Source organism: Streptomyces sp. NPDC091209, from assembly GCF_044757755.1.
In the GTDB taxonomy this organism is placed as follows: Bacteria; Actinomycetota; Actinomycetes; order Streptomycetales; family Streptomycetaceae; genus Streptomyces.
In genome coordinates this window covers 855,048-878,318 of sequence record NZ_JBIVVR010000001.1, presented here as the reverse complement: position 1 = coordinate 878,318, position 23,271 = coordinate 855,048, and the positions used below count along the sequence as shown (strand labels likewise).

Genomic DNA, 23,271 nt, shown 5'->3' with positions numbered 1-23,271 from the left:
GGGCCTCCGGTCGGTCAGCGGTCAGCGCGCCGAGGCGAGTTCGTGGCGGGGGCGGGTGCGGGGAAGCCGCGCGTGGCGGGTGGGAGCCCAGCGCAGGAGGGCCGAGCCGACCGACATGCCGCCGCCGAATCCGGAGAGGACGACGGTGTCCTCCTCGGCGAGCAGACCCTGCCGGTGGATGAGGTCGAGGGTGATCGGGATGGACGCGGCCCCGGTGTTGCCGAAGAGCTCGATGGCGAGGTGGCAGGCGGCGGATCCGAGGCCGAGTTCGGGCCAGACCTCGCCGAGCATGACGCCGTTGGCCTGGTGCGGCACGAAGTGGTCGACGGCGTCCGGTGCGACGCCTGCCTTGTCTAGCAGGCCGCGCACGGCCCCCGGAAGGTTCTCCTGGACGAAGCCGCGCACTCCCCGGCCGTCCATACGGAAGAAGTGCTCGCCGTCCGCGACCGTGCCGGCGGACGCCGGGAGCCGGCTGCCGCCCGCCGTGACGCCGATCAGGCCGTGCTGGTCGCCCCTGGTCAGCAGGCTGGTGGCGATCGTGCCCTGGCCGTCCGGTACCCGGCCGAGCACGGCCGCCCCGGCGCCGTCGCCGAACAGGATGGCGGTCTTGCGGTCGGAGTAGTCCAGGATGCGCGAGTAGACGTCCGCGCCGATGACCAGGGCGTACGAGTCCTCCGGCTCCGCGGCGAGCAGCCGCTGGGCGACGGTGAGGGCGTAGACGAAGCCGCTGCACACCGAGTTGACGTCGAAGGCGGCGGCGCCGGTGGCGCCGATCAGGCTCTGCACGATCGCGGCCGTGGCGGGCTGGGGATGGTCGGGGGTCGAGGTGGCGACCACGACGTAGCTGATCCGGTCGGGGGTCAGTCCGGCCTGGCGGATGGCCTGTTCGGCGGCCGCCGCGGCGAGGTCGGAGGTCGCCTCGTGCGCGGCGGCCCGGCGTCGCTGCCGTATGCCGGTCTTGCGTTCTATCCACTCCGCGCTCACCCCTGCCCCCTGGCCGATCTCGTCGTTGTGCACGACGGTGGCGGGGAGAAAGGAGCCGGTGCTGATGACGCCGATGGAGTGCGCGTGCGGGTGCGTACTGCTGTTCATGGTCTCTCCTCAAGGTCCGGGGCACGGTCCGTGCGTCAGGCGATGGTGGTGAACTCCTGGAAGCCGGCCTCGCGCAGCTTCAGCTGGGCGTGGATGTCGCCGCCGAGCCCGAAGTGGCCGATGGCGCCGCCGTAGTTCTGCTGGTAGCTCATCCACAGCACCACGACGTTGATCACCCGGTTGCCGCCGGGAGTGTCCGGCGCGGGGAAGGGGTTGGGGAGGGTCGCGTGGTAGTGCGCCATGCCGTGCTCGTCGCTGATGAAGGCGTTGGGGATGCCCAGCGGGCCGGGGCGGGTGGTGGCGTCGGGGTCGAGGTCGTGCTCCCGCAGCGACATCACCGTGTAGAGGCTGTCGGGGATCAGTCCGGTGAAGGCGAAGGAGAAGGTGGCGCTGCGGCGGTGCTCCGGCACCGTGACCTCCAGCTGACCCCGGGCTTTGATCCACTGGCCCAGCCGCACGGGTTCGCGCAGCTTCGGACCGTCCTCGTACCGCGCGTCGGGGATGGGTGCGCGGTGCAGCGGGTAGCTCGGCCGCTCGACCGTGTGTGCGTCGGGGCGCTGCTCGGGGGCGAAGAGCATGGGGTAGTTGTTGCAGGGCAGCGGCAGCGGCAGCGTGTGCAGCGCCATCGCCGCGTCCTGGGGGGCGGGATGGTCGGGGAGTTCGCGCACGATGTCGTACGGGAGGTTCCGGCCCAGCGGCGGCAGCGGACTGTCGGCGGAGACCACGGCGCTGCCCCACTCGGAGACGGTGGCCCCGTCGGGGCCGGGGCGGTTGATCCGGCCGATCACGACGAAATCGCCGTTCTCGTCCATGATCTCGCTCGGCGGATAGAGCGGCCCCTGCGTGGTGACGCTCAGGTCGTAGGTGCGGGTGGTGATCAGGGTGTCGTAGCCGGTCGTGATGGTCATGGCGGAGGCTCCTTGGCCAGGTCCGGGGACCACGGGGGCGGCGGGGGACGCGTCGGCCGCCGCCCCCGTGGTCCTGCCGGTCGAATGGGAACTGGTCCAGCGGCTCAAGGGGTCACGCGGGCGTAGAGCCGGGTGTACAGGCCGCGGTCGCCGCCGGTGATGTACTGGTCGCCGGCCTGGCGGACGATCTCCTGGTAGCGCGGGGAGGAGAAGACGGCCTGGTAGGCGGCCGGTTCGCAGGAGAAGCCGGAGACGAACATGACACCCGGCTCGCTGCTCAGCACCGAGTGGTACGCCTCGAACACCTCCACCTCGGGGGCGTTGCGCACCACGTCGAAGATGGTCTCCTCACGCCAGGCCCGGTAGGCGCGGTAGTTGGGCGGCGGGACCTCGACGTGCCGCATCTGCACGTACGGGGTGGCGGGCAGGGCCTCCGACGTCGGCTTGGGTGCCTCCACGTAGTGCAGCAGCTGGCGGCGGAAGTCGCCCTCGGCCATCGGCCCGACCGCGTCCCACAGCTTCCGCCAGTCGGTCCGCAGGCCTTCGATCTGGTCGTAGCCGTTGAGCGGGGCGAGCTCCAGCAGGGTCGGCCCCTCCAGACCGCGGTAGAGGACGCGGCCCTCGAAGCCGGACGTCGAGTGGTGGTCGAGCCAGGCGGCGGCGGCGTCGGCGGCGAGGTCGGGCTTGACGGACAGCTCGGTGACGGTCATGAGGGCAGTGGACATGGCGGTGCTCCTTGGTGTGGTCGTGTGGTGGTGCGGAGGCGTGATGGCTCGGCGGTGCGGCGGGGCTCGAACGTGACGGTCGAAGGGCGGACTTACAGGCTGACGAGCACCTTGTCCGTCGTCGGTACGTCCGCCGTGCGCACGGAGTGGTCGAGGGCGTGGCGGGCCCGCCGGTGCTCCTTGGCCTCGATGAGCTCCGACTCGAAGGCGGTGTAGGTCACGGTGGTACGGGAGGCGCGCCGGCCGGCCTGATGCACGTGGATCTCGGCGTGGAAGGAGAGCCTCGCGGGGTCCGAGATCTCGGCCCGGACGGTGCTGAACTCGATGGTGGCGGGAAGCGGGAAGAGGAAGTTCTCGAAGTCGGTGTTCATCGATTCGATGACGTAGTAGTACGAGCGGTCCGGGTAGCGGTGGGCGTAGAACCGCTCGCTGACCGCGAGGAACATCTGCCGGGCCGCTTCGACCACGACCATGCCCTGTACGTGCTGGCCGGTCTGGTGATCGAGGAGCAGTTCGTTGTCGCCGTGCAGCCGCAACGCGGCGGTGAAGTGGTTGACGCTCTCCTGGCGCAGGTCGGCGACGAGCGCGTTGGTGGCGATCCGCTTGTGCACCTCGCCCCGGGGGGCGACGTCCGGGGCGGCGAACCGGAAGTCCAGGCGGCTGTCGAGGCCGAGTCGGATCGCCTCGTCGCGGACGGCCGACCATTCGGCGATCGTGACGCCCTGGCCGGCCCGGACGGGTATCGGTTCACCCGCCGCGCCATAGGCGCCGAGCAGCAGTTCCTCGCGGAACCGGGAGACGGTGAAGACGTCCTCGTGGACGGCGAATCCGGCGAATCGGTCACCGACGAGAACGACGGTGCGGGATGTGGTCGGCATGGGCTTCTCCTTCGTCGGGCGGCCTCCGGTCGGAGGCGCGCCGCAGCATGCGGAACAGGCGGTGCGTGAAGTGAGTCCGGCGAGGGGCCGTCGTACGGCGGAACGGGCCTTCTGGAGGTCCCGGACCGCGGTGGGCGGCGCCGACGAAGAGAACGCTAGAGGAGCGCGGCAGGGGATGCAACCATCTAGTTGGTTTTTTCTGAGAGCAGCCAACTATCCGGTTGGTTGGAGGTTGGTTATCCTCGCCTCATGACAGTGACGAGCAAATCCCAGGAAACGCGCGCCAAGCTGCTGGAAGCCGCTCACGAGGAGTTCTCCGAGAACGGTCTCGCCGGTGGCCGGGTGGACCGGATCGCCGAGCGGTCGGGTGTCAACAAGCAGCGGATCTACGCCTACTTCGGCAACAAGGAGGCACTCTTCGCCGCCGTCCTCAGCCGGGTCTACGAGCACATGGGCGAGCGCGTGCCCATCCCCTCGAACGAGGCGGGGCTGCGCGACTACATCGGCCAGGTCTTCGACTACCACCGGTCCAGCGGCGACCTGGTCCGGCTGCTCGCCTGGGAGGGCCTGCACTACCGGGACCGGCCGATCCCGAACGAGAAGGAGCGCGAGGCCTACTACACCCACAAGACCGCCGCCCTCAGTCTCGCCCTGGGGATCGACGACCCGACGGCCTCGGCGCGGGTGCTGATCGCCCTGATCGGCCTGGCCTCCTGGGCGTTCATCGTGCCGCAGCAGCGCCGGCTCATGCTCGGCCCCGACCATGACTCGGAGGCCAGCTGGGTGCTCCTGCGGGCGAGCGTGGTGGCGGGGGGTCACGCGATCATCGACAACGCGCTGTGCGGAACGGTCTGAGGGCCGGGGCTGAGGCCGGGGCCGGACGACCGCCCACCGAAAACCAACTAGATGGTTGCATCGGTTGGGGATCTCCGTTAGCGTCTTCATCACGAGCCGCGCTCGCCTTCGAAACAGGCGAACAGCCCTGATTTCGGGGCTACTTGCGGTCACTCGCCCTTCCCTCGCCGGCCATGCGCCGGAGAAAGAGGCACCGTGATGACGATCGACAGCCCCCCGCGAACCGACGTTCACGACGACCCCACCGACCTGACCGGCCAGGTCGTCCTGGTCAGCGGCGCCACCGGTGGCATCGGCGGCGCCGTGGTGGAGGAACTCGCCCGGTCCGACGCCACCGTGGTGCTGCTCGGGCGCGACGCGGAGCGGCTCGAACAGGCCCGCCGGAGCGTCCAGGCCCGCACCGGGGGCCGGGGGCGGCTCATCGCCCGCACCGCGGACATCAACGACAGCGACTCGGTGGACGCCGCGGTCGCCGCGGTGCTCGGCGAGGCGGGACGGATCGACGCCGTGGTCCACGCGGCGGGCGACGGGCCGGTCGCGTCGCTGGCCGAGGCGACCGACGCCATGTGGCAGCGGACCCTCAACGGCAAGCTGATGGGTGCCGTACGCCTCACCCGTGCCGTCGCCGGACACATGGCGGCGCGCAACCACGGCCGGATCGTGATGGTCAACGGCGCCTTCCGGACCACCCCCGACCCGCTCTTCCCGGTCAACAGCGCGGTCAACGCCGCCCTCGCCGCCTTCGCCAAGGCCGCCTCCAAGGACCTCGGGCGGTCCGGCATCCGGGTCAACGTCGTGGACCCGGGCGCCGTGGACACCGCGTTGTGGGCCTGGACCGCCAAGGAGATCGCCGACCGTCTCGGCGGTACCGCCGAGGACGTCAACGCGCAGGTGCTGGCGCAGACCCCGCTGGGCTCGCTCACCCGGCCCGCCGACGTCGCCCGGCTCGTGCGCTTCCTGCTCTCTCCCGCCGCCGGCCAGATCACCGGCACCGCGATCACTCTCGACGGCGGAGCCTGCGCCGCACTCTGACGTCGCGTCGCGGCCCTTCTGAACGCCCGTCACCCCCCTTCTCCAGCAAGGACACCGCCATGCCCATCCTCAGCATGACCACCTGGCCGAACCAGACCGACGCGAAGTGCCAGGAACTGATCGAAGAGCTCACCGCCACGGTGAACCGGGTCACCGGCGCACCACTCGACAAGATCACCGTCTACATCAACGAGGTCCCCCAGAACCGCTGGGGCGAAGGCGGAGTGCTCGGCACCGACCCCGAGTTCGCGGAACTCAGCAGGCGCCGCACCGCGCCCACCACCACCTGATCCACCCTCACCCACCCCGCCCGCCACGCCCCTTGTCGCACCCCACAGGAGACATCCGATGGCTCTCACCCTGTCGAGGAACGCGCCCGCCGCCGCTCCTCCCGCCACCGATTCCGGCCCCGCCCGACCCGCCTCGCCGCACATCGTCCTCGCCGCGGCACTGCTCAGCTTCTTCGTGATCTCGCTCGACGGCTCGGTCGTCAACGTGGCCCTCCCCGCCATCTCCGGCAGCCTGCGCGGCAGCATGGCCGGCCTGCAGTGGGTCGTGGACGGCTACACGCTGATGTTCGCCGCCCTCATGCTGTCGGCGGGCGCGCTGTCCGACCGGATCGGCGCGAACCGCGCGTACGCCGTCGGGCTCGGCGCCTTCACGCTGGCCTCGGCGGCGTGCGGGTTCGCGCCCGGCCTGAGCACGCTGATCGCCGCCCGCATGGTGCAGGGCGCCGCCGCGGCGGTGATGGTCCCGACGTCACTGGCGCTGATCCGCCAGACGTACGCCGACCCGGCCAAGCGGGCCAAGGCGATCGCGATCTGGACGGCCGCCGGCGCCATCGCCGTCGCGGTGGGCCCGGTCGCCGGCGGCGCGCTGACCGACACCCTGAGCTGGCGCTCGATCTTCTTCCTGAACCTTCCGGTCGGCGCGGTCGGTCTCGCCCTGCTGACCCGCATTCCGCGCTCGCCGCGCCGTGACGCCCCGATCGACATGGTCGGGCAGGTGTCGGTGGTGGTCGCCCTGGCCGGTCTGACGTACGCGGTGATCGAGGGCGGCCGGGACGGCTTCGGCTCACCGGCCATCGTCGGCACCCTGGTCGTCGCGGCCCTCGGCCTGGCTGTCTTCCTCCTGGCCCAGGCACGCAGGAAGCAGCCCATGGTGCCGCTCGGCCTGTTCCGCTCGCGGACGGTACTGGTCACCACGGCGGCCGGGTTCGCCCTCAACGCGGTCTTCTACGGCGTGATCTTCTTGTTCGGTCTGTACTTTCAGCAGGTTCGGGGCGAGTCCGCGGTCAGCGCCGGCGCCATGTTCGTCCCGATGTGCGCCCTGATCGCCGTGATGAACATGATCAGTGTGAAGCTGGCGGCCCGCTACGGTCCCCGGGTTCCGATGGTGATCGGCCAGCTCGTGATGGGCGGCGGCGCGCTGCTCCTGCTCACGGTCGGCGCCGGGGCCTCCATGGTGGTGCCGGTCCTGCTGCTGGTCCCGGTGGGCATCGGCGGCGGGCTGGCGGTCCCGTCGCTGACCGCGGTGCTCCTGGAGAGCGTCGAGGCGGAATGGGCCGGCACCGCGGCTGCCGTCCTCAACACCTGCCGCCAGGTGGGGGGTTGCCTCGCGGTCGCCTTCTTCGGGGCCCTGATCGCGGACCGGGTGACCTTCGAGCACGGCCTGCGGACCAGTCTGGTCATCTCCGGCGCGATGCTCGCGGTGACAGCCGCGGCGACGGCCTTCCTGCTCCCGCGGGGCCGCGCGGCCAAGGACGCCTGACCTGGGTTCTCCCGCTCCACAGCCGGAAACCGCTCCGCCCGCCTCTCCGGGCCGGAGCGGTTTCCCTTGGGGCGATTTTCTTCGTTTGGCGTGTGACGCAGCTCACTGATAAATAATACCTTCGTGAAGGTATTATTCTGCCATGACAACCGACACGCTGACCCGGACCGCCGAGCTGGCCCGGATCCGCGCCCAGGCGCAGGGCGGTCCCGGTCCCGAGGCGACCGCCCAGCAGCACGGCCGGGGCAAGCTCACCGCCCGCGAACGCATCGGACTCCTCCTGGACGAGGGGTCGTTCACCGAGATCGAGCCGCTCCGCCGGCACCGGGCCACCGGTTTCGGCCTGGAGGCCAAGCGGCCCCACACCGACGGCGTGGTGACCGGCTGGGGCACCGTGCACGGCCGGACGGTCTTCGTCTACGCCCACGACTTCCGGATCTTCGGCGGCGCCCTCGGCGAGGCCCACGCCCAGAAGATCCACAAGCTGATGGACCTCGCGGCCGCCGCGGGCTCCCCGCTGGTCAGCCTCAACGACGGAGCGGGGGCGCGGATCCAGGAAGGGGTCTCCGCTCTCGCGGGCTACGGCGGGATCTTCACCCGCAACGTCCGTTCCTCCGGGGTCATCCCGCAGATCAGCGTCATGCTCGGCCCCTGCGCGGGCGGCGCCGCCTACTCTCCCGCGCTCACCGACTTCGTCTTCATGGTCCGTGGCATCTCCCAGATGTTCATCACCGGCCCGGACGTCGTACAGGCGGTGACGGGGGAGCGGGTCAGCCACGACGGCCTGGGCGGCGCGGACGTGCACGCCGCCGTCTCGGGGGTGGCCGCCGCGGCGTACGACGACGAGGAATCCTGCCTGGAGGACGTGCGCCACCTGCTGTCCCTGCTGCCCGCCAACAACCGTGAACTGCCACCCGCCACCGAGCCCTCCGACACGCCCGGTCGCCGCTGCGACGCGCTGCTGGAACTCGTACCCGGCGAGCCGAACCAGGCGTACGACATGCGCGCGGTGATCGAGGAGATCGTCGACGACGGGGAGTTCTTCGAGGTCCAGGCGGGCTGGGCGGGCAATCTGCTCTGCGCCCTCGCCAGGCTCGACGGCCACGTGGTCGGCGTCGTCGCCAACCAGCCCGCGGAGACGGCCGGCGTCCTGGACATCCACGCCGCCGAAAAGGGCGCGCGCTTCGTGCAGTTCTGCGACGCGTTCAGCATCCCGCTGGTCACCCTGGTCGATGTCCCCGGCTTCCTGCCCGGCGTCGGCCAGGAGCACCAGGGCATCATCCGGCACGGCGCCAAACTGCTGTACGCCTACTGCAACGCCACCGTGCCGCGCGTCCAGCTGATCCTGCGCAAGGCGTACGGCGGCGCCTACATCGTCATGGACTCCCGCTCGATCGGTGCCGACCTGTCGCTGGCCTGGCCCACCAACGAGATCGCCGTCATGGGCGCCGAGGGCGCCGCGAACGTCGTCTTCCGCCGTGAGATCGCCGCCGCCGACGACCCGGAGGCGGTCCGGGCGCAGCGCATCAAGGAATACCGGGCCGAGCTGATGCACCCGTACTACGCCGCCGAACGCGGGCTGGTGGACGATGTGATCGACCCCCGCGAGACCCGGTCCGTTCTCATCCGCTCGCTGGCGATGCTGCGCGGCAAACACGCCGACCTGCCGTCGCGCAAGCACGGGAACCCGCCGCTGTGAGCGGGGCCGCCTCCGGAGCTTCGCGCGAGGACGTGATCCGGGTGCTGCGCGGAGACCCGGACCCGGCCGAAGTCGCCGCCGTCACCGCCGTGCTGCTCGAACTCGTACGCGCCCGTGCCGAGTCCGCCGGGAAACCCGTACGGGGCGCCCGGCCCGAAGCGGCCGGCTGGGACCGCCCCGCCGATGGCGCCCCGCACCGCATCGCCGCGTCCTGGCGCACGACCCCGCGCCACTGACCACCGACCGAAGGATCACCGTCATGGCTTCGACCGGAAGACCGCCCCGTGAGGACACCTACTCCCTCGCGGACGTGGAACGGCTCAGCGGCCTCGCCGCTCACACCATCCGCTGGTACGAGGAGCTGGGGCTCATCGACGTCGTCCCCCGTGGCCCCGACGGGGAGCCCCTCTACTGCGCGGCCAACCTCCGCTGGCTGGAGTTCCTCAACCGGCTGCGCGGCACCGGCATGTCGGTCGCGGGCATGACCCGTTACGTGGCGCTCGCACGCCAGGGGGACGGCACCATGCCCGAACGCCGCGCGCTCCTCGCCGACCACCGGCGCCACGTCCTGGCGGAGGCGGAGCAACTCACCGCCACCGTCCACTACCTGGACTGGAAGATCGACTTCTATCTGCAGAAGGAGGCGGCCCTCGCCAAGGATTCCTCACGGTGAGCACCCCGGGCTCCCCGGTCCCGTTCCCGTCACCGCGACGGGCTCCCCCTCGGCGAACAGCGCCGCCGCGTACGCGTCGGCCGCCGGTTCGAGGCGGAGCACGCCGTGCGAGGCGATGGTGTGGACGTCGCGCCACAGCCGCTGGAGTTCACCGGCGCCGTCGCGGGCATGGGCGCCACCGGTACGGAAGAGCCGCTCCACGGCGTTGACCAGCAGATCCGCGGCGACGGCGGCGTCGCGCCGGTTTCGGGCGACGGCGAGCTCGGTGACAGGGCCGGTGTCGGCCCGCCGGGCCGCGTCGTCGAGCAGGAGCCGGGCGGCGTCGATCCCGGCGGAGGCGCGGGCCAGGGTGTCGCGTACGGAGGCGCTGTCGTGCTGGGGCCGCCCGCCCGTGGTGGCCTTGCCCGCGGCCCAGCGCGACCACACCCGCAGGGCCTGCCGGGCCGCGCCGAGAGCCGGGGCGCAGAAGATCAGGCCCCCGGCCAGTTGCGCGGGCGCCGTACGGTAGCGGGGGCCCGCCGGGTCGGGGTCGCCGTGCAGCAGGGCGGCCAGCGGGAACGTCCGGTGCGCGGGGACGAGGACGCCGTCGGCGACGACGGTGTTGCTGCCGGTGCCGCGCAGCCCGGTGCTGTCCCAGGTGTCCCGTACGGTGACGTCGGCGGCCGGCACCGCGAACACGCGTCCACGGCGGCCGTCCTCGCACTCCTCCCACGCGCACAGCAGTACCCACGCGGAGTGGTCCACCCCGCTGGCGCAGTCCCACTCACCCCGCAGCCACCAGCCACCGCCGTCCCGCGCCGGGACCGCCGTACCGGACGGCGGCATGACGGCGGCCGCTATGCGCACATCGGGTGACACCGCCCAGATGTCCCGCTGCCCTTCCTCCGGAAGGAAACCGGCGAAGCGGCCGTGGGCCGCCCACAGCCCGCCGCACCAGGCGGCCGACGCACAGCCCTCGGCCACCTCGGCGGTCCGCCGGACCAGGTCGGCGAAGCCTCCACCGGTGCCGCCCCATCCGGGCGGCACGAAATGCCTGGCGAAACCGGCCGCCGTGACGGCGTCGGCGGTCCCGGGGCCGAGCCGCCGGTCGGCTTCGGCCTGCCGCGTGTGCGCGGCGGCGGTCAGGGCGGCCTGTTCGGTCGAGGTGGTCCGGGGCGTTCGGGGGATGGTTCGCGTGATGGGGGTGGCTTGAGTGCTCTCAGGGATGCGCGGGTCGTCCATGGTGCCGCTCCTTGTTTCGTGGGGGTGACGGGATTTTCAAAAATTCCTTCATGAAGGTATCTTTAGTCGAATCCGATGAGCGTCCGGCAAGGAGACCGACGATGGCGAAACAAGCGCGCTCCCAGCTCACGCACAACCGGATCCTCGGCTCGGCCGCCACGGAATTCGCCCGCCACGGCTATCTGCACGCCAACCTCCAGCAGGTGGCCGCCAGGATCGGGCTCACCAAGGGGGCGCTGTACGGGCACTTCGGCTCGAAGAAACTGCTCGCCGAAGCGCTCGTGGCGCAGCTGGACGACCTGCTGCGCGCGTTCCCCCCGGAGCCCGGCCCCGACGGCAGCACACCCGCGGTCGACGGACTGCGGTCGCTCACCTGCTCCCTGGCCGACCGGATCGAGTCCGACGTACGGATCAACGCGGCGCTGCGCCTGGTGCTCGACGAGGCGCAGACCACCCTGGAACCACCGGCGTTCCTGGCGAACCTGCGGCAGCACTCGCTCGATCTGGTCGACCGGGCCCAGCGCGCCGACGGCCCCTGCCCTGCCCTGCCCGGCGGCCCGGTGGCGGACCTGACGGTGTCGCTGCTGGTCGGCGCCTACTGCACCGCCCCGGCCGCCGACCGCAGCGGCCTGGCCGTCCGGGTGCGAGGCATGTGGGACGTGCTGGTCCCGGCGCTGACCGCGCCGGGACCGCCGGAGCGGCACACGCCACCCTCGCCGCCGGCCCTCGGGGACCGCTCTCAGACGGCGCGATGAGCCGGCAGCCAGCCCGTCCTGGACGAGGCGAGCACGATGCCGTTCTGCATGGCGTCGATCATGAAGCGCCGTACGGGGCTGCCGCCGGGGCCGGGCTCCGTACGGTCGTCCCGGACGACGAGGCGGATCGGGTCGTCGAGCTCGCCGAAGGCCAGGCAGTCCGTGGACAGGGACACCAGGGTCGGGGGCCCGGCCTCGACATTGGTCCCGGCCTCGACATCGGTCCCGGCGTCCGTCTCCGCCGCGCGGGCCAGCAGGTGGCCGAGCTGGCGAAAGCCCTCCAAAGTGGCCATCAGCGGTGCGTGATCGCTCGGGTGGTCGAACAGGATGGCGTGATCCAGGTCGAGCTCCAGCCACCACTCACCCTGCTCGCGGCCACGGACCAGGACGCTGTCCTTCGCCCGCAGCCGCCCGACGGCCACGGCGGGCATCCTGCCGCGGCCCGCCACGTGCGCCGCGTTCGCGGCGGTGCCCGCCCCCCGGCTCCGGCCGGCCCGCCCACGCAGCAGCGCGTACCGCTTGTCGTCGACCGCGATGACCCGCAGGCTGCCCCGGCCGCACTGTTCCCCCTCGACGGTGAGGGCGACCTCCAGCCGCATTCCGTAGCGGTGCGGCGGCTTGTTGGCCTCCCACGACCAGTCCGCCTCCAGCACCACCGGCACCGGGGCCGCGCCGACCCGCAGCCGCCGGGGGTCGGTTATCTCGAAATCCATGTCGCAGCCGATGAACCGGTGCGACAGCGGCACCCCGTAATGCCGGTGCGCCAGGTACACCAGTGCCTGGCGGATCGTCTCCGCGAAGAGCAGCGGATCGCTCGTCCCGGCTGCGTCCGGGCAGTACATGGCGTGGTCGCGGGGCCACTGCGCCGCCAGCAGGAAACGGTTCTCGGCCACCGCGACGGCGTCGGTGAGGAAGACCTCCGCCACAGCGGCCCGGTGGACGAGATGGCGCGGGATCGGCTGCAGGAAGCTCAGCCCGTTCGCGCCCTGCGGCGCCGGATGCTCGTCCATGGATGCTATTGCGGCAGGCAGAAGCACGATTCCCCCAAAGTGACAGCTCAGACAGGTGAACACCACTCACGGCTGTACGCCGGAGACAAATATACCTTCGGGAAGGTATATTTCAAGGACACCCACTCTGTCCCAGCCACACCGAGCCCGGAGATGAACCCATGACCACCGGAAGCGGCCAACGGCCCAGCATCGACCGCGCGCGAGCCGGCCTCAAGCAGGAACGCGCCGTACGCACCAGGGGCCAGGTCCTGGACGCGGCGGCACAGGCCTTCGCCGCCAAGGGCTTCCCCGCGGTCACCATGGTCGACATCGCCGAACTGGCCGGAATGACCAAGGGGGCGGTCTACTTCCACTACGCGAACAAGGAAGCGCTCGCCGTCGCCGTCGCCGAGGAGTTCTACGAACGTCTCCCCGTGATCGCCGACTCCGTACGCGACAGGGCCCTTCCCCCGCTCGAATCCGTCGCCGAACTCCTCACCCGCACCGCCACCGCCTTCCGTGACGACACCATGATCCAGGCCGGAGCGCGTCTGCAGATAGAGCGCTCCCTGATCGACGTCTCGCTCCCCGTTCCCTATGTCACCTTCGGCGATCTGGTCGCGAGCTGGCTGCAGGAGGCCAGGGAGGCCGGTGACCTGGCCTCCGGTACCGACCCGGACGCCGTCGCCCGCGTCCTCATCTCCGCCTTCTTCGGCGCCCAGCACATGTCCTGGGTCCTCAGCGACCGTGCGGACATCGCCGAACGCGTCGATGAGATCCTCGCCGTCGTCCTCGGTGCGGCCCGGGACCGCCAGGTGTCGTAAGCCGCCGCTTCCGGCGCCACCCCGTAGCCCCCGGCTCCCGCAGCCAGGGCCGTAGCTGAGTGTTCTCCGGGACCGGTGTGAGCCCGGTTCATCGCCGGTCAGTCGCCAAGTGCTCACACTGGGTCCACTTTTGACGCATAGCGGTTCACTTGCGTTGCTGCCTGTACGTTCCCTTTGCTTTTCCTCGGAAGATCCTTTGCCTGGAAGCGCGACCTCAGGCCCTAGCGTGACCCTCTGCGGGGGGCTTGATCGACGTGTGCCTCCGTTTGGCGTGCACTCAAATCGCTGGAGTCGAAAGGGACTTGGGCGAGTTGAGGCCGGGGAGGGGACGCACAGCATGGCGCGGATTTCGGGGTGGAGACGCGGTCGGGCGGCTTGGGCCGCTCGGAGGGTTCGTCGTACGGCAGTGGTGACGGCCGGTGCCCTGGTGGTGAGCCTGTTGCCCGTCGGTGTGGCCGCGGCGGTCACACCGGTGAAGCGGAACATGGCGGCTCCCGCCGCTCCGCACACCAAACGGGTCCCCCTGGCCCACCCCTGGCCCAAACGGGGCTTATCCTCCAAGAATTTCAAGCACTTCGACCCCGGCGGGCAGACGAAGCTGCCCGCACCGGGCAGCGCCGTGGTGACCTTGCCCGACGCGCCTGCCTTCGCGAGCCTGATCGCCAAGACGCCGCAGGTACGGGCCGGAAGCACCCCCGTCCTGCTCGGTGCTGCCGCGGGTTCGCGGCCCCCGTCGGTCACCGGCTCGCAGCGCGTGCGCGTGACGATGCTGGACCAGAAAGCCGCGCGCGCCGCCGGTGTCCACGGTGTCCTGTTCACGCTGCGTCGCACCGGCCCCGGCAGCGGAAAGATCCCGCTGAAGGTGGACGACTCCTCGTTCCGCTACGCCTTCGGCGGTGACTTCGCTTCCCGCCTCCACCTGGTCCAGTTGCCCGCCTGCGCGCTGACCACGCCGAAGTTGGTCAGGTGTCAGACGCAGACCGCGGTGCGCACCGCCCCCGGAACGCCGCTGTCCGCGCAGGTCACCGTTCCCGGCCCGAGCGCGGCGTCGGCCGCGACCGGTTCCGCCCGGTCCGTGACGGCGTCGTCCGGCGCGATGGTGGTCATGGCCGCGGCCTCCGGCACGTCGGGTTCGTCCGGTGACTACTCGGCGACCAGCCTGTCGCCGGGCGGTTCCTGGTCGACCTCGGGGAACACGGGTGCGTTCACCTACAGCTATCCGATCGGAGTGCCACCCGCGATCGGCGGAGCGGTCCCGAACGTTGATCTCTCCTACAGTTCCGCCAGCCAGGACGCGCGCACCGAGGGCACCAACAACCAGTCCTCGTGGCTGGGCGACGGCTGGTCCTCTACGGAGAACTACGTCGAGCGCACGTACAAGTCGTGCAAGGACGACTCCTCGTCCGGAGCTCCGAAGAACGACGGCGACCAGTGCTGGGCGGGGCAGATCCTCACCCTGTCGCTCAACGGCAAGTCCGCCGACATCGTCTACGACGACGCGACCAAGACCTTCCGCTCCGCCGACGACAGCGCCACCACCAAGATCGAGGACCTGACCGACGCCACGAACGGTACGGCGAACGGGGAGTACTTCAAAGTCACCGAGGGCGGTGTGCAGTACTTCTTCGGCCGCAACCGGCTGCCGGGCTGGACCAGTGGCAAGGACGAGACGAAGTCCGTGTGGACCGAGCCGGTCTACCACGCGCACAGCGGCGTGTCCGCCTGCCCGGACAGCGCGGACTTCGCGTCGACCTCCTGCACGCTGGGCTACCGGTTCAACCTGGACTACGCCGTGGACCTCCACGGCAACGCCACCGCCTGGTACTACTCGCCGGATACCGGCTACTACGGCGCGGACATGAAGGACACCGCGGTGTCCTACACACGCGGCGGCACCCTGTCGCGCATCGACTACGGCATGACCGCCACGAGCGTCTACTCGGGCACGGCGCCGGAGCAGATCCTCTTCGACACCGCGGAGCGCTGCATCGCGGGCACCCCGTCCGGCAACACCTGCGCGGACAGCCAGTTCACCACCGCCAACGCCGCGTACTGGCCGGATGTGCCGATCGACCTGAACTGCACCTCGGGCTCGTCGAGCTGCACCGATCACGGTCCGAGCTTCTGGTCGCGCAAGCGCCTGACCGCCATCACCACGCAGATCCAGACGGGCGGCGCGACCCAGCAGGTCGACAAGTACGCCTTCACGCAGTCCTTCCCCGACGGCGGCGACCATGCCCCCACCCTGTGGCTGGACTCCATCAAGCGCACCGGCCTCGACACGCTGGGTGGCGCGTCGGGCAGTTCCTCGACGCCGGCGGTGAGTTTCGACCCGCCGCTGCAACTGCCCAACCGGGTCGGGACGATCCCGCAGATGCCGCTGATGTACCACGACCGGATCCAGACGGTCACCAGCGAGACCGGCGCCCAGACCACGGTCACGTACGACCGGCCGAACTGCTCCAGCGCCCCGGCGAGCGACCCGAACGACCCCACCGACGCGGCTGCCCAGACCTTCGCCTCCACCAACACCCTGTCCTGCTTCCCCGCGTACTGGAGCCCCGACGGGCAGCCCGCGCCGTGGATGGACTGGTTCTACAAGTACAAGGTCGCCTCGGTCGTCACGAACGACCCGAACAACTCCTACCAGGACGGCACCCAGCCCAGGCTGGAGACGGACTACACCTACAAGGGCAACCCCGGCTGGCACCACGACGACAACGAGCTCGTCAAGGCCAAGAACCGCACCTGGGGCCAGTTCCGCGGCTACCCGGAGGTGGACGTCACCACCGGTGACCCGAACGTCTTCCACTACACCGACGGGGCAAAGGTCTACGACCAGAGGACCCTGAGCAAGACCTACTACTTCCTGGGCATGAACGGCGACACGCTGCCCGGCGGCAAGACCCGCTCGGTGCCGGCGCTCACCAGCCAGGACGGCGCCACGTCGGTCGCCGACGACAACACACTGGGCGGACAGGTCTTCGAGGCCGACACCTACACCAGTGCCACGGGCAGCCTGGACAAGGCCGTGGTCACCGTGCCCAAGATCATCGGCCCCACGGCCAGCCGCGCCCGCAGCGGTGTGCCGGACCTGACGGCACAGATGGTCCGCACCGCCAAGTCACTGACCCGCCAAGCCGTTTCCACCGGCTGGCGCAAAACCGAGACCGACACCTTCTACAACACGACGCTGGGTACGTCGACCACGGGCCTGCCCGTGCAGGCCGACGACCGCGGTGAGACCGCCGACAGCGACAACGTCGCCAAGTGCGCCTACACCCGCTACCTCACCGGCAGCGCGGACACCGTGGTACTGCCGGCCGAGGTCATCACCACGGCCCAGGACTGCTCGAGCGCCGGTGCCACGCCCAGCGGCACCCTGATCTCCGACACCCGCACCTCCTACGACACCAACGGCTTCGCCTACGACGGTGACGGGCAGAAGAATCCGGCCCTGCCCAAGGCCGGTGACGCCACCCTCGTCCAAGCGGCATCCGCCGCAAGCGGCGCCACGGCGACCGCTTTCGTCGATCAGGCCGCCACCGGGTACGACTCCTACGGTCGCGCGACCAAGGTCACCCGGACTCCCAACTCCACCTCGCCGGACGGAAAGAGCCTGGCTCAGACAGCCTTCACCTCCTACGCTCCCGCCAGCGGCGCGCCGCCCACCAGCAGCACGACCATCACCCAGGTCACGCCCGGCGTGGACTGCTCCGCGGTCACCGTGTCATCCAAGGACTGCCAACTCGTCACCAGCACCCTGGACCCGGCCCGGGTGCTGCCCACCTCCAAGACCGACGCGGCCGGCCTGCTCACCTCACTGACGTACGACGCGCTCGGCCGTATGACCGGGGTGTGGCTGCCCAACGAGATCAAGGCCAACGGCGCACCGGCGAACTCGACTTACACCTACAGCATGTCCCAGTCGGCACCGTCGATCGTCGCGACCAACACACTTCTCGACAACGGCAGTTACTCGACCAGCGAGACGCTGCTCGATGCCATGCTGCGGCCGCTGCAGGTACAGGCGACGGCGGAGAACTCAAGCACCGCGGTTTCGGACACCCAGTACGACTCGCACGGCTGGACGGTTGTCACCAACAACGCCTACAGCGTCTCGGGCAGCCCCCGCGGCATCCCGTACCCGGTCTCCCAGGTGACCATCCCCGACACCACTGTCACGGACTACGACGGGCTGGGGCGGACCGACCTGGTCACCGAGGAACACAACGGAGTCAAGACCTGGGCCACGACCACCGCCTATACAGGGGACAAGACGACTGTCCTGCCTCCCAAGGGCGGCGTGGCCTCCTCCAAGGTCGTCAACGCGCGCGGCCAGACCACCGAACTCGATCAGTACACCGCCCCGCCCACCCTGTCCGGGACCGCGGCCACCGGCTTCACCGCCACCGGCGGCACCGCCTCACCCACGACCTACGCCTACACGACGGCGGGCCAGCAGCACCAGGTCACCGGACCCGACCACACGGTGTGGACATCCGACTACGACCTGCTCGGACGCAAGAAGTCCCAGAACGACCCGGACGCGGGCAAGAGCAGCTACGGCTACGACGACGCCGGCAACCTCGTGTCCACCACCGACGACGCCAAGCAGATCGAACTCGACTACACCTACGACCTGCTGGGCCGCAAACTCACCGGTGGCGACAAGTCGAAGTCCAACTTCGGGTTCGCGTCCTGGCTGTACGACACGAAGCGCATCGGCCTGCCGACCTCGTCGACCCGCTACGTCCAGGGTGTCACCGGCGGGTACACGGTCGGCGTCACCGGCTACACCACTCTCGGCAAGCCGACCGGCACGACGATCACCCTGCCGGCGTCCGAGGCGCCGCTGCCGTCGACCTATACGACGACGTACACCTACACCGTCAGGGACCAGCTGCCGGCGACGCAGAGCGACCCGCGTACGCAGGGGCTGAACAACGAGACCATCGCCTACGAGCACGACGCACTGGGCAGCCCCACGAGAACCAGCAGCAGCGCCAACATCTACGTCGACGGGACCGTCTATACGGACTACGGGGCGCTGTCGCAGGTCACCCAGGGCGCCTCGACCAACCCGGCCACGACCACCTACCACTACGACGACCAGACCCTCCGGCCGACCGAACGCCTCATCAGCCGGACCCAGGCACCCGGCCCGACCGTCGATGACACCAAGTACGCCTACGACGCCTCCGGCAATCCGACCTCCATCACCGACCAGCAGTCGGAGACCGGCAACACCGTCACCGACCAGCAGTGCTACAGCTACGACGCCCTGGACCGGCTCACCGACGCCTGGACCGGCAAAGACAACTGCGCCGCCAACCCGCCCACTTCAGGCACGCTCACCACAACGCCCGGCTCCTACTGGCAGTCCTTCAGCTACGACGCCATAGGCAACCGCCACCAGAGCGTCGACCACGCCATCGGCAGCTCGGGCACGACTGCCACCACCACCTACGCCAACGGGTGCACCGCCAACTGCAACGCCACCGGCGCCCAGCCCCACACCCTGACCGCCACCACAGGCGGCACCAACCCCACGACGTTCGGCTACGACGAGAACGGCAACCTGCACACCCGCACCCCCACCACCGGACCGGGCCAGACCCTGACCTGGGACGACGAGGGCCACCTGGCCCAGGTGGACACCGGCGGCTCCAGCCCCACGACCACCAAGTACCTGTACGACGCCGACGGCAAGCAGCTCATCCGCCGGGACCCGGGCCAGACCACCCTCTTCGCCGACGACACCCAGATCGTCGTCAAAACCAGCGTCACTCCCAACGTCCTTCTGGGCGCTGTTCGCACCTACTCCCACGGCGGTGCTGCCGGGACCCCCGTGGCCGTCCGTTCCAGCCTCACCGGCGGGGGTCTGAAGTACCTGTTCAACGACCCGCACGGCACGGCGACCCTCTCGATGGACACCACCACCCAGCAGGTCGCCCGCCAGCAGTACACCCCCTACGGCCAGCCACGCACCAGCGCCAACACCACCACCTGGCCCGACCCCACCCATTCCTACCTCGGCAAACCCCAGGACACCTCCACCGGCTACACCGACGTCGGCGCACGCAAGTACGACCCCACGCTGGGCCGCTTCATCAGCGTCGACCCGATCTTGGAAGCCACCAACCCGCAGGAACTGGGCGGCTACACCTACGCCGGCGACAACCCCGTCACCAACAGCGACCCGACCGGCCTCGAATCCTGCTACCCGAGCTCCTACTGCTCCGGCAGCAATGGCACCTACGGGACCTACAAGTCGCACAACGACCCCCAGTCGTCCGACTACGACGGAACGAGCTACGAAGCGCCGGGTGACGAGGGCTACCTGCCGCCGATGAAGCTCCTGAAGAGCTGGAACTCGGGCCATCCCGTGCCCACCATCAAAATGATGGTCAATTACGGGACGTACCGTTCGGACCTTTCCCCGTTGAGGAATGTCGAGCTCTATTTCCGTGAGCGGTGCAGCGGTGAAGACGCTCTGTGGACCGACGCCTGCCAGGGATTCCAGGAGTTCTACCACCACTGGGACGACATCAAGGATGTCCCGAGCAACCCTTGCAACGCCGTGAGCCTGTGCCAGTCCCTCGGTGATCTGGCTATGGGAATGATGGCCGCAGGAGGCTTGGCGGAGGAGGCTGGGGCGGAGGGCATTTCCTTCTGCAGCTTCGATCCGCACACGCCGGTTCTGATGGCGGACCGGAAGACAAAGCCGATCGGCAGGATCAAACCGGGCGACCGCGTGGAGAGCGCCGACCCGGCGACCGGTAAGTACCGTGGCCCCCGCAGCGTCGAGGCTCGGCTGGTTCACCACGACGACGACCTCGTCGATGTGACCATCCGCGGCGCAGACGGTCACGAAGCGACGCTCCACACCACGTCCCGGCACCCCTTCTGGGACGACACCCTCCACATCTGGACCCCCGCCGGCAAACTCAAGCCGGGGCACGTCCTCAACACCGCCACCGACCACCACGTCCGCATCGACAAGGTCATCGCTCGACCTGGCGCTGCGGACATGTACAACCTCACCGTCCAGCAGCTCCACACGTACTATGTGCTGGCCGGGACCACGCCGATCCTTGTCCATAATTCCGGTGGATCGCTGGGCCCCATCGATCAGGGGATATCGGATCAGGCGCAGGTAATTTACAATTCGCCGGAATTTGAAACGCTCAGGAGTGCGCATTCGGCAGGCGAGTACGCGCAGGTCGAGGTGGGTGGCGTGACTGTTGTCTATGAGCCGGGTTTGCCAAGTTCGGGATTCACTCTGTTTGGCGAGCACGGCTTCGCGATGGGCCCGGAAGCATTCAGTAGTCAGGCTGAGACCGCTAAGACGGTTCTCCATGAGACCTACCGCCTCAATACTTCGCAGGTTGCGGGTGGCGCCAGTGCCGGCCTGGCCAGTAGCGAGACGCAGTCGGCCTTCGACTTCGCGAACAAGGCATACGACAGCTGGGGTGGCAGTTGTGGCTGATGTGAACCCGAGGATGTGGATCTCCGCTGTCTCGGAGATCCTCCGTGACCCGAGCGCCAAGGTCGGTTGTCCCAAATGCGGTCGTGGGATCTTGACCATCGAGTACTTCGGAAGCGAGGGAGGGAGGCCGCATGAAGCCAGAATTGCCTGCACAGAGTGCGCGGCCGAGTCCTGGGCGAGAAACCCACCGCCGCCCCCCGAAGGAATCGGCGTATAAGAAGTAGACGAAACTGCGGGAGCCCCGCCGGATTGATTGCCGGTGGGGCTCCTGTGCTGTCTAAGGGCTGTCCCGTAATCCCCGGTGGATCAGCGCGCGGCGTCAGATGCGGTGCATCGCAAGGCGGAGGGTCGTCCTCATACTGGGCGTATTCGGGCGATCCGACAACGCGGCGTGGGGGTCCCCCCTGCTCGAAGAGCTTGGGGGAGTGCCGTAGCTGTCGTCGTGCGCCCGCCGGGGATTACGGGACAGCCCTTAGCCGCGCAGGGCGGAGGCGAAGAGGGCGGGGAGCCGCAGCGGGCTCGGCGCGGCGGTGAAGCGGGTGAGGCGTTCCACGGTGGCCAGGGCCGTGCGGTTGGTGACGAAGTACGGGGGGCGCGGGGACAGTGACGGGTCTCCGGTGACCAGACCACGCGGTGCGGGCGTGAACGGGGCGCGCAGCACGGTCTTCTCGATGTCCTCGTCCCGGAGCATGAACGCGTTGTGCACGAAGCCGATGCCGCTGCCGATGTCCTGCCGGGAGTGGCCCGGGAAGGCGCCCCAGGGGGTGTAGCCGAGCAGGAAGCCGACCCCGGACCAGCAGTTGACGCCCAGGGTGCCGTAGCGCAGGTCCGCGATGGCGGTCTCCACCGCTCCCCGGTCCGACCGCTCGGTCCTCGGGTGCACGACGAGGGTGGCGCCGAGGGTGCCCGGGAGGCTGTCGTTGGCGAAGTCGACGGCGTTGCGGAGGAACGCGGCCGTGGTCGCGCCGGGCAGCCGTACGACACCGAGCGCGCTGGCGAACACCTCGTCGGTGACCAGGATGTCGTCGGGGCCGGTGACGTCGGGGACGAGGAGGCGGCAGCCGTCGCCGTACCGCTCCGCCCGAGGGTGGGCGGCGAGCACGGCGTCGAGGCGTTCACGGGCCCCGGGGTAGTAGTCGGCGCGGGACGGCAACGCGCGCAGCACCCGGCGGATCTCGTTCAGCAGCTTCTCGGTGCCGTCCCAGTCGCGCGGTACGACGAGGATCTGGCCGGCGATGCAGTTGTGGCCGGAGTTGTTCATCTTGCTGCTGACGATGTGCTCGGCCTGGAAGCGGAAGTCGGCGTCGCTCCACGGGCCGGGGGCGACGACGCACGGACTGATCCCGCCGAGTTCACTGCTGAAGGGCTTGGAGACCAGGGGCCGGTCCTCGCGTCGCCGCCGCCCGGCGTCCTCTTCCGTCCCCCAGACGATCGCGTCGTGCGTACGGTCGCTGCCGGTGACGTGGATCGTGTCGACGCCCTCGTGGTGGGCGAGGTATCCGCCCTCGGCGGCGCCGCCGTCGACGAAGCGGACCCAGCCGCGGCCGACGAACTCCGCGAAGACGTGCTCGAAGTGGGGGCGCAGATAGGCGTTGACGGGGTTCATCTTGGCGACGACGACCTGACCCTCGACGTAGAGCTTGTGCAGGATGTCGAGCGCGGTGATGGCGGCGACGTTGCCGGCACCGAGCACCAGGGCCACGGCCGAGGGCGCCGGCCGGCCCCGGTACGGGCCTGCCGCGCGGTCGCGTGTCTCGTCGGCTGTGATGCCCGGACGCATCCACACCTGGGCGGTGAAGCCGTTGAGCAGCAGCCGGTCCCAGCCGGTCGCGGGGAACACGTCGACGCGGGTGCGGCCGGCCGTCTCCCGTACGGCCTTCGCCGCGAGAGGTGCACGGCCCGCGGCGAGTCGCCGTAGTACGCGCAGATACGCCGAGGCGTTCTGCGCGAGCGCCCAGGGACCGCCCATCCAGTCCTCGGCGGCCCACGGGGAGCCGGGAGCGTAGCCCTTGGCGCGGGCTCCGGCCGCGGCCAGTTCGGCCGCGCCGGAGGCCACCCGGTGCAGCAGCCGTTCGAGCAGCGCGACGCGTTCGGTGAGCGGGGCGGCCGACCAGGACGCGGCATCGCCACGCAACTCGGCCACGGCCCGGTCCAGGCAGGAGGTGTCGAGGGCGCTGGGGTTCACGTGGTTCCTCGCGATAGGGGAGGGAGGAGAGGGGGAGGGAGGAGACAGAGGAGCTGACGGCAGGCGATGGGAAGGCGTCGCGTCGTCGGGCGGGCGAGCGGGCGGCGGGCCGGGGGACCGGAGGAGGGACGGGGGTTCCGGGTACGGCGCGGTCCCCTGGTTCCGCGCCG

The 23,271-nt window shown here is 70.1% G+C and carries 17 protein-coding genes; 10 read left to right on the top strand and 7 right to left on the bottom strand.

The annotated features are described in order from the left end of the window. Positions 1-21: 21 nt before the first annotated feature. The 4 genes from ACIQRL_RS03855 to ACIQRL_RS03840 all read right to left on the bottom strand — a co-directional run bounded on the left by ACIQRL_RS03855 (position 22) and on the right by ACIQRL_RS03840 (position 3,603). On the bottom strand, positions 22-1,092 hold the full coding sequence (locus ACIQRL_RS03855) for a 3-oxoacyl-ACP synthase III family protein (protein WP_401326593.1): 1,071 nt from the start codon (positions 1,090-1,092) through the stop codon (positions 22-24). Between the two features lie 35 nt (positions 1,093-1,127). After that, positions 1,128-2,000, bottom strand: a complete 873-nt coding sequence (locus ACIQRL_RS03850; protein WP_401326590.1) for a hypothetical protein — start codon at positions 1,998-2,000, stop codon at positions 1,128-1,130. Between the two features lie 104 nt (positions 2,001-2,104). Continuing rightward, positions 2,105-2,725, bottom strand: a complete 621-nt coding sequence (locus tag ACIQRL_RS03845; RefSeq protein WP_401326587.1) for a hypothetical protein — start codon at positions 2,723-2,725, stop codon at positions 2,105-2,107. A gap of 92 nt (positions 2,726-2,817) precedes the next feature. Then, positions 2,818-3,603, bottom strand: coding sequence for an AfsA-related hotdog domain-containing protein (locus ACIQRL_RS03840; RefSeq protein WP_401326584.1), 786 nt, complete (start codon positions 3,601-3,603; stop codon positions 2,818-2,820). Positions 3,604-3,852: 249 nt separating this feature from the next. Between ACIQRL_RS03840 and ACIQRL_RS03835 the strand changes: the two genes are divergently transcribed. The 7 genes from ACIQRL_RS03835 to ACIQRL_RS03805 all read left to right on the top strand — a co-directional run bounded on the left by ACIQRL_RS03835 (position 3,853) and on the right by ACIQRL_RS03805 (position 9,632). Then, positions 3,853-4,458, top strand: coding sequence for a TetR/AcrR family transcriptional regulator (locus tag ACIQRL_RS03835; RefSeq protein ID WP_401326581.1), 606 nt, complete (start codon positions 3,853-3,855; stop codon positions 4,456-4,458). Positions 4,459-4,656: 198 nt separating this feature from the next. Continuing rightward, entirely contained in the window at positions 4,657-5,490 is an 834-nt protein-coding gene (locus ACIQRL_RS03830) for an SDR family NAD(P)-dependent oxidoreductase (RefSeq protein ID WP_401326579.1), read from the top strand. Positions 5,491-5,549: 59 nt separating this feature from the next. Next, positions 5,550-5,780 (top strand): 4-oxalocrotonate tautomerase family protein, encoded by a 231-nt coding sequence (locus ACIQRL_RS03825; protein WP_401326576.1) that lies wholly within the window; start codon positions 5,550-5,552, stop codon positions 5,778-5,780. Between the two features lie 58 nt (positions 5,781-5,838). Continuing rightward, a complete protein-coding gene (locus ACIQRL_RS03820) occupies positions 5,839-7,260 on the top strand; it encodes an MFS transporter (protein ID WP_401326573.1) in 1,422 nt (473 codons plus the stop codon). 142 nt (positions 7,261-7,402) lie between these two features. Then, positions 7,403-8,959: an acyl-CoA carboxylase subunit beta gene (locus ACIQRL_RS03815; protein ID WP_401326570.1), complete on the top strand. Its 1,557-nt coding sequence runs from the start codon at positions 7,403-7,405 to the stop codon at positions 8,957-8,959. Further along, positions 8,956-9,195 carry an acyl-CoA carboxylase subunit epsilon gene (locus ACIQRL_RS03810; protein WP_401326568.1) on the top strand — a complete coding sequence of 80 codons (240 nt, stop codon included), beginning with the start codon at positions 8,956-8,958 and terminating at the stop codon, positions 9,193-9,195. The genes ACIQRL_RS03815 and ACIQRL_RS03810 overlap by 4 nt, the downstream gene beginning before the upstream one ends. A gap of 23 nt (positions 9,196-9,218) precedes the next feature. Then, positions 9,219-9,632, top strand: coding sequence for a MerR family transcriptional regulator (locus tag ACIQRL_RS03805; protein ID WP_401326565.1), 414 nt, complete (start codon positions 9,219-9,221; stop codon positions 9,630-9,632). On the opposite strand, the gene ACIQRL_RS03800 is transcribed toward ACIQRL_RS03805, so the two are convergent. Continuing rightward, the gene (locus tag ACIQRL_RS03800; protein WP_401326562.1) at positions 9,624-10,853 is read right to left on the bottom strand and encodes an acyl-CoA dehydrogenase family protein; all 1,230 of its coding nucleotides are present in this window, start codon (positions 10,851-10,853) and stop codon (positions 9,624-9,626) included. The two genes, ACIQRL_RS03805 and ACIQRL_RS03800, sit on opposite strands and share 9 nt — an antisense overlap. Before the next feature lie 101 nt (positions 10,854-10,954). On the opposite strand from ACIQRL_RS03800, the gene ACIQRL_RS03795 reads away from it, so the two are divergent. After that, positions 10,955-11,608 carry a TetR family transcriptional regulator gene (locus ACIQRL_RS03795; RefSeq protein ID WP_401326561.1) on the top strand — a complete coding sequence of 218 codons (654 nt, stop codon included), beginning with the start codon at positions 10,955-10,957 and terminating at the stop codon, positions 11,606-11,608. Here ACIQRL_RS03795 and ACIQRL_RS03790 read toward each other — a convergent pair. Further along, on the bottom strand, positions 11,593-12,618 hold the full coding sequence (locus ACIQRL_RS03790; protein WP_401326558.1) for a ScbA/BarX family gamma-butyrolactone biosynthesis protein: 1,026 nt from the start codon (positions 12,616-12,618) through the stop codon (positions 11,593-11,595). The two genes, ACIQRL_RS03795 and ACIQRL_RS03790, sit on opposite strands and share 16 nt — an antisense overlap. 161 nt (positions 12,619-12,779) lie before the next feature. Between ACIQRL_RS03790 and ACIQRL_RS03785 the strand changes: the two genes are divergently transcribed. Both ACIQRL_RS03785 and ACIQRL_RS03780 read left to right on the top strand, forming a co-directional pair. Continuing rightward, positions 12,780-13,424, top strand: coding sequence for a ScbR family autoregulator-binding transcription factor (locus ACIQRL_RS03785; RefSeq protein WP_401326556.1), 645 nt, complete (start codon positions 12,780-12,782; stop codon positions 13,422-13,424). A gap of 406 nt (positions 13,425-13,830) precedes the next feature. Further along, positions 13,831-20,916: a polymorphic toxin-type HINT domain-containing protein gene (locus ACIQRL_RS03780; protein ID WP_401326554.1), complete on the top strand. Its 7,086-nt coding sequence runs from the start codon at positions 13,831-13,833 to the stop codon at positions 20,914-20,916. Positions 20,917-21,388: 472 nt separating this feature from the next. Here ACIQRL_RS03780 and ACIQRL_RS03775 read toward each other — a convergent pair whose 3' ends face one another. Beyond that, positions 21,389-23,101, bottom strand: coding sequence for an aldehyde dehydrogenase family protein (locus ACIQRL_RS03775; RefSeq protein ID WP_401326551.1), 1,713 nt, complete (start codon positions 23,099-23,101; stop codon positions 21,389-21,391). Positions 23,102-23,271: the final 170 nt, after the last annotated feature.